The following is a 6,571-nucleotide window of genomic DNA, read 5'->3' as shown; positions in this document are numbered from 1 at the left end:
TCTTCAACGTCAAAAGATCGCAGCCTTCGGCAGCTCCTACACGTATGCGTGATCGAAAAATCTGCGCTCGATAGGTTTTCTCCAACGCTGAGATAGAAGGCCTGAATAATCAACCAAGCTGATGGTTACTATGGGAAACCCTGAGTGGTTACCGCGGCTTTTTTGATCGATCCTGACGGCACTGAAACATGCCCACGGAGAACATCATGGCCAGTTCAATCATCACCTCAGCCAAGCGCGGCGCCTACCTGGCCATCGGTCTTTACCTGGCCCTGGTGCTGTTCGTCAGCATCGCCGCGCAAACCCAACACAGCTTCGACGCACCGATCCAGGTCGCACACCCCGGCATCCAGTTCGAACACCGCGCAGACGTGCTGGTTGATCGTGCTGAACTCGCAGGAGTGGGCGGAGCATGAAAGGTTACAGACTCTGGGTCATCGCCGGACTGGCACTGATGACCAATGGCGCGGCGTTACTCGGCTTCGGTCAAGGCTCGGTCGGCGCGCTGGCACGGGCCATAGAGGCTAATCACAGCATTGCGCATAACATCGAACGGGCAAATACCTTGGGGCTGATGGCCGGCAACCCACCGGTAAAAGTCTCGGCCGATTTTCTCGGCCCCTTCGAAGTGGATTGCATGGCACTCGGCATGTGCGACGCACTCGCCTAGACAACACGAACCACTGTGGCGAGGGAGCTTGCTCCCGCTGGGTTGCGAAGCAGCCCCAAATGCGGCGATCGCCTATTTCTGATGATCCGTGTTGAATGGTTTTGCGACTGCTGCGCAGCCGAGCGGGACGGTGCGACGACTCGACAAGCTCCCTCGCCACAGGTGCTGTGTGAAGCCGGCGTCGGGGTTACTTCTTCATGATCGCCGTGAACAGCTCGGACTCAAGAAAACCCTGCAACCACGCCTGCAACCGCACATAAGGCGTCTGCGCAAACCACTCGCGATCCACATGCGCAAACTGCCGAACGAACGGCAGCAGCGCGATATCCGCAAGACACGGATGATCACTCAGCAAATAATCCCGACCTTCAAGCAACCCATCCAGCCTCTGCAAAAACACCGCGCCCTCAGCCCGATAAACCTCCATCGGCTGCTCGGGATAGCGCTCGGCGTATTTGTAGCGATTCAGATGCAGCTTGAATGCCTGATCGTTGGCTTCGATCAACTCGGCAATCCGTGAATCGCCGCTCAGCAACCAGTTGTCAGGATCATTCTGCGCCAACGCCCAGCGCATGATCTCCAGGCTCTCATCGATCACTCGACCCGCCGCATCCAGCACCGGCACCGTGCCTTTGGGCGAGATCGCCAGCATCTCGGCCGGTTTGGCCTTGAGGCTGACTTCGACGATCTCCACCGGTACGCCCGAATAACGCAGAGCCATTCGCGCGCGCATCGCGTAAGGGCAGCGGCGGAACGAATACAGCGTGTTCATTTCACCTCCAGCGTGCTCAAACCGTTGCCTTGGCGTTGTACCTGAATCTGTACCGGAATTCGTTCGTGCATTTCCTGTACGTGGGAAATCACCGCGACCTTGCGCCCCTGCGCCTGCAAGCCGTCGAGTGCATCCATGGCCAGTTGCAGCGACTCCGGATCGAGGCTGCCGAAGCCTTCGTCGATGAACAGCGATTCGATCTTCAGCGTGCTCGACGCCATCGATGCCAGGCCCAGTGCAAGGGCCAGCGACACCAGGAAGGTCTCGCCGCCGGACAGCGAATGCACCGAGCGCAATTCGTCGCCCATCTCGGTGTCCATCACCAGCAGGCCGAGCATGCTGCCGCCGCGTTTCAGGCGATAGCGTTTGACCAGTTGGCGCAACTGCACGTTGGCGTGATGCACCAGCAGATCAAGGTTGTAGGCCTGGGCGATCTTGCGGAAGGTGTCGCCGGTGGCCGAGCCGATCAAGGCATTGAGTCGCGCCCAGCGCTGGTACTCGGCATAGGCGTCGGCAATCTGCTGCGCGAGTGCCTGATTGGCGTTTTGCCGGCGCTGATCTTCGGCCTGTTCGGCGCGCAGTTCGGCGCACTGTTGCTCGCTGAGGTTGAACTGGTTCTGCAGATCGGCGAGGGCGCCGGCGAGTTGTTCGGCATCAAGATTGCCGTTGTGCTGCGCCTGATGATCGGCCAGACGCTGATCACGTTCCTGCAGCAGCACCTTGGCCTGTTCGATGGCTTTTTCGTTGTGCTGCAAGCGCTGGCGCAATTCGCTGAGCTGCGTGTCATCGACGCGCAGCAAGTCTTCGAGACCACCGTCATCCAGCTCCGGATGACGGCCGCGCCAGTCGGCAATCTTCTGTGTCAGCTCATTGTCTTCGTTTTGCAGTGCCTGCAAGCGTTCCTGCTGCGCCTTGAGTTCGGCGCCAATCTGCACCCGTTGCGTGCGCACGTTCTGCAGTTCCGCAGCCGTGCTGGTCTCGGCGTTGCGCGCCTGCTCCACGGCCTGCTCCAGTTGCTGCTGCCAGTGCTCGGCGCTGCTGTGTTCGCCCAGCAGTTGCGCGAGTTGCGCCTGGCAGGCCTGTTGTTGTGCGGCCAGTGCGCTGAACTGCTGCTCGGCGCTTTGCAATTGCTGGACGCGGCTGTGTTGGCGATCCTGTTCTTTCTCCAGGGTCTGCTGGCGTTGTTGCTGTTCCGCCAACTCTTCCTTTTGCTGATCGACTTGCGCCAGACGCTCGGCAATCTGCCGATCCAGCTGCATGAAGGTCGCCGCCGGCTCGACGCGCAAGGCTTCGAGGGTGTCGGCCGGCAGCAGGCTGGCGAACGCGGTGAGCTCTTCGTCGAGACGCTGACGGTCGCTGCTCAGTTCGCGCTGTTGACTGCTCAGGTGCTGCGCCGCTTGCTGATGCGCGGTTTCGGCGTTGCGCAGTTGCTGGGTCAGGCGCGCCGCATCCTGTTGCAGGGTGAGCAGGGCGCTCTGGCGTTGTTCGTCCTGCGTGATGCTCTGGTTCAGTTGATCGGTTTGCCGGGTCAGCCAGGCGTCACGCTTGTCGGCATCCTGATTCAGCAACTGAGGGGCCAGCGGATGCGCCTCCAGACTCGGCGCTAGTGCCTGAAGCTGGGCGGTCAATTGCTCCTGCTGTTGCAACAGCTCTTTCTGCCGGGCGATCACGCCACCGACTTCGGCGCGCAGCTCGGTGAGTTTTTCCTTGAGCTGATCCACCGCTTGCTGCGCGCAGGCCTGCTCGGACTCATCGTGACGGCCGAGGCTTTGCAGCAGCGCTTCCGGCTGATGATACGGATGCTCGTTGCTGCCGCAGACCGGGCAGGGCTGGTCGTCCTGCAACTGCGCGCGCAACTCTTCGACACTGGCACTGCGCGCCAGACGCTGGCGTTCGAGCAGTTCACGGGTGACGTTGAGGGTTTGTTCGGCGATGGTCAGTTCGGCTTTGCTTTTCACCCCATCCTGGGTCAGGCGCTCGCGTTCCTGCTGTGCGTCGAGCAGGCGCTGTTGCAACTCGGCGCCGCGTTTTTCCAGCTCCTGCTGACTGGCCCACAGCCGCGTCAGGTCTTCGATGGCGCGCAGCTGTTTGCGGTTGTCCTGCAACAGAGTGCCGAGGATGCCGATCTGCTCGGCGACCGCATCCGGCTCGGCGCCGGCCTCCTTGAACAGCACTTCCAGTTGCTGCTTTTGCGTGGCCAGCGCTTCGGCGCTTTGGCTTGCATTCTGTTCGAGGGTCGCCAGTTCGGCTTGCCCTTTGTTCAGTCGATTACCGATCAGCATCAACTGTTGCAGACGATCGCGGTAAGCATTCCATGCATCGCTGAGCGGTGCCAGATGAGCACTTTGTTCGAGCTCGGCGGCCATTTTCTGCAGGCGTTCAGCAACTTCAGCCTGTTTTTCCTGCAAGGCTTGAATGGCGCTCTGGCCTTGCGTGCAGGCCTGCTCGGCGGTTTGACGGGCGTCGGCGCTGAGGGCGGTGTCCTTGGCGAGGCGGGCGAGGGTGCTCTGCTCTTCGAAAGCCTGACGCAGCAGCGGGGCGCTTTCGCTGTTGCGCTGCTGCGCTTCGGTCAGGGCGATTTTTGCCGCATCGAGTGCCTGCTCCAGTTGCGTCTGACGCTCATTGAGTTCGCCATGCTGGCGAGTGTGCGCGGCAATTTGTGCGGCCAGCGGCGTCAGTTGCGCATCGAGTTCAGTCTTGCGCGCGAACTGGTGGCGCTGCGGGGCAAGTTGCTCCAGGCGCGTCAGCTTCAGGCGCTCGCCGGCCAGGCTTTCCCACTGTTGCTGCGCACTGTGCAGTTGTTCGGCAGCCGCTTGCTGCGCGTCCTGCAACTGGCGCAAATCCTTGAGCCAGCTGTGTTGTTGTTCCAGTTGCTTGAGTTGCGCCTGCTGCAACTTCAGCTGTTGCTGGGCAGCGTTGAAACGCTCATCCAGTTCGGCCCGGGCTTCGGGGGCGAGCGGGGTGACGCCGGTGGCTTGGTCCTGCAGCAGCTTGTGCGCTTCGCGGGCCTCTTTGGTCTTGTCGAAGGCACGGCGGCCGAGGCGGGTGTAGAGCGCGGTGTCGGTGAGTTTTTCCAGCAGTTCGCTGCGGTCGTTGTCGTCAGCCTTGAGGAACGCACTGAACTCGCTCTGAGCCAGGAGCACGGCGCGGGTGAACTGTTCGAAGTTCAGACCGAGTGCGGCTTCGAGCTGGGTCTTGTACTCGCCTTTCTGGCTGGCGAGCAGTTGATCCTGATCGATGTCACGCAGGCTCTGACGGCTGGCCTGCAACTTGCCTCCAGCCTTTTCCCGGGCGCGGTTGGCTTCCCAGCGCGCACGGTAACGGCGGCCATCGACGCCAACAAAATCCACCTCGGCATACCCTTCGCCGGTGCCGCGCCGCAGCAAGGTGCGCGGGTCGCCGGTGGCGATTTCACCGTCAGCGTCCGGCACCTTGGCGTCGCGACCGGTGTTGTTCAGGCGCGGGACCGCACCGAACAGCGCCAGGCATAACGCGTCGAGCAAGGTACTTTTACCGGCGCCGGTCGGCCCGGTGATCGCGAACAACCCGGCACTGGCCAACGGTTCAGCGGTGAAATCAATCTCGAACGGCCCGGCCAGCGAGGCGAGGTTCTTCAAGCGAATGGCGAGAATCTTCATGGCTGCTCGCCCTCCAGTTGCACGTCTTGCAGCAGTTCGGCGAAGTCCTTGAGCGTCTGTTCATCGACCTCGTTGCCGTAATTGTCGAGCCAGGCGCGACTGAACAGTTCCTGCGGGGTGAGTTGATCAAGTTCAATCAATGCGCTGCCTTCTTCGGCACCATCAGCACCGCGATTGCCGGCGTATTCGGCGGCAATCCGCACCAGGCGCACGGCCTTGCCTTGCAGGGCGTTTTCCACTTGATGGCGCAGATCCGGCTGCGGCTCGTCGAGGGTCACGCGCACCTCCAGCCATGGCTGGCGCTGGGTTTCGGCGAGCAGATCGATGTTCGGCAGGTCGGCCAGTTGCAGCAGAATCTCCGCCAGCGGCGCCGGGCCGATGCGTTGCAGGTTGACCGAGCGCGGGATCAGTTTCGGTTCAACGCTGACCAGCGTTTCGCCGTCGAGGATGATGTCGAGAATCTGATGCTGATAACCGATCTCCGAGAACGACAACGGAATCGGCGAGCCGCTGTAGCGAATGCGCTCCTCACCGTTGACCTTCTGCGGCTTGTGCAAATGACCGAGGGCGACGTAGCTGATGCTCGGCCCAAACAGGCTAGCGGGCAGCGCTTCGGCGTTACCGATGATCAGGCTGCGCTCGGAGTCTTCCGAAACCGAGCCGCCAGCCATGTGCGCATGGCTGATGGCGACCAAGGCCTGACCCGGTTGGCGCTTGGCATTCGCCGCTTCGATCAGCCATTCATGCACCTGACCGATGCCACGCAAATAATTGTCGCCCAGATGCGCACCAGTCACTTCCGCCGGACGCAGGAACGGCAACGCCAGGCACCATGCGGCGATCTCGCCTTGGGCATTCGGCAGCGGCAGCAGCAGACGTTCGGCGTCGAGCTGGCCGTCATCCAGCCACAACACCCGACCCAGCGCATGGGTGCGCAAGCGGCGCATCAACGGCGCCGGCAGCTCGATGCGCGAGCCGGAGTCGTGGTTGCCGGCGATCATCACGATGGTCAGCAACGGTTGCTGCTCGTGGGCGCTGACGATGAAGTCGTAGAGGCGTTCCTGGGCTTTGACCGGCGGATTGACCGTGTCAAAGATGTCCCCGGCAATCAGCAGCACATCCGGCTGCGCCAGTTGCAGTTGGCGCAGCAGCCATTCAAGAAAGCATGCATGCTCGAAATCGCGCTCCTGGCCGTGCAGGTTTTGCCCAAGGTGCCAGTCGGAGGTGTGGAACAGACGCAAGGTGGACTCCGCTACAGAAATAGGTGATGGCCGCGGGGGAGATGATGGGCGGCTAAAGAGGGGGGAGTTTACTGGCAAACGGGCGGGCTTGCCCAAAGGCTTGAAAAGATCAAAAGATCGCGGCCCGAGCCTGAGGCAGCCTCTGCACAAGTCATGCAGGAGCCATCGCAGGCTGCGATCTTTTTGTTTTTTCTTGGGCAAACCGTTTGCCGTCCGTCGCTACTGTCAGATCTGACAGTAGGCAGCCACT

At 61.6% G+C, this 6,571-nt stretch carries 5 protein-coding genes; 2 read left to right on the top strand and 3 right to left on the bottom strand.

Annotated features, from left to right (window positions below):
• Positions 1-206 precede the first annotated feature (206 nt).
• A complete protein-coding gene (locus NTD85_RS00340; RefSeq protein ID WP_027613086.1) occupies positions 207-416 on the top strand; it encodes a hypothetical protein in 210 nt (69 codons plus the stop codon).
• On the top strand, positions 413-670 hold the full coding sequence (locus NTD85_RS00335; protein WP_262141140.1) for a hypothetical protein: 258 nt from the start codon (positions 413-415) through the stop codon (positions 668-670). Before NTD85_RS00340 ends, NTD85_RS00335 begins: the two co-directional genes overlap by 4 nt.
• A gap of 187 nt (positions 671-857) precedes the next feature.
• On the opposite strand, the gene NTD85_RS00330 is transcribed toward NTD85_RS00335, so the two are convergent.
• The 3 genes from NTD85_RS00330 to NTD85_RS00320 are packed head-to-tail and all read right to left on the bottom strand — an operon-like array spanning position 858 to position 6,321.
• Positions 858-1,442 carry a glutathione S-transferase gene (locus NTD85_RS00330; RefSeq protein WP_262141139.1) on the bottom strand — a complete coding sequence of 195 codons (585 nt, stop codon included), beginning with the start codon at positions 1,440-1,442 and terminating at the stop codon, positions 858-860.
• Positions 1,439-5,080, bottom strand: a complete 3,642-nt coding sequence (locus tag NTD85_RS00325) for an AAA family ATPase (RefSeq protein WP_262141138.1) — start codon at positions 5,078-5,080, stop codon at positions 1,439-1,441. The genes NTD85_RS00330 and NTD85_RS00325 overlap by 4 nt, the downstream gene beginning before the upstream one ends.
• Positions 5,077-6,321 (bottom strand): exonuclease SbcCD subunit D C-terminal domain-containing protein, encoded by a 1,245-nt coding sequence (locus NTD85_RS00320; RefSeq protein WP_003225695.1) that lies wholly within the window; start codon positions 6,319-6,321, stop codon positions 5,077-5,079. The genes NTD85_RS00325 and NTD85_RS00320 overlap by 4 nt, the downstream gene beginning before the upstream one ends.
• Between the last annotated feature and the right edge of the window lie 250 nt (positions 6,322-6,571).

The sequence above is a fragment of the Pseudomonas sp. 13B_3.2_Bac1 genome, from assembly GCF_025466205.1.
In the GTDB taxonomy this organism is placed as follows: Bacteria; Pseudomonadota; Gammaproteobacteria; order Pseudomonadales; family Pseudomonadaceae; genus Aquipseudomonas; species Aquipseudomonas fluorescens_H.
Note: the sequence above shows the minus strand (reverse complement) of the source record. Positions and strands in the feature narration are given on the sequence as shown.

Coding starts and splice junctions, on each gene's coding strand:
- NTD85_RS00330 (WP_262141139.1), bottom strand. CDS start 1,442: ATGAACACGCTGTATTCGTTCCGCCGCTGCCCTTACGCGATGCGCGCG.
- NTD85_RS00325 (WP_262141138.1), bottom strand. CDS start 5,080: ATGAAGATTCTCGCCATTCGCTTGAAGAACCTCGCCTCGCTGGCCGGG.
- NTD85_RS00340 (WP_027613086.1), top strand. CDS start 207: ATGGCCAGTTCAATCATCACCTCAGCCAAGCGCGGCGCCTACCTGGCC.
- NTD85_RS00335 (WP_262141140.1), top strand. CDS start 413: ATGAAAGGTTACAGACTCTGGGTCATCGCCGGACTGGCACTGATGACC.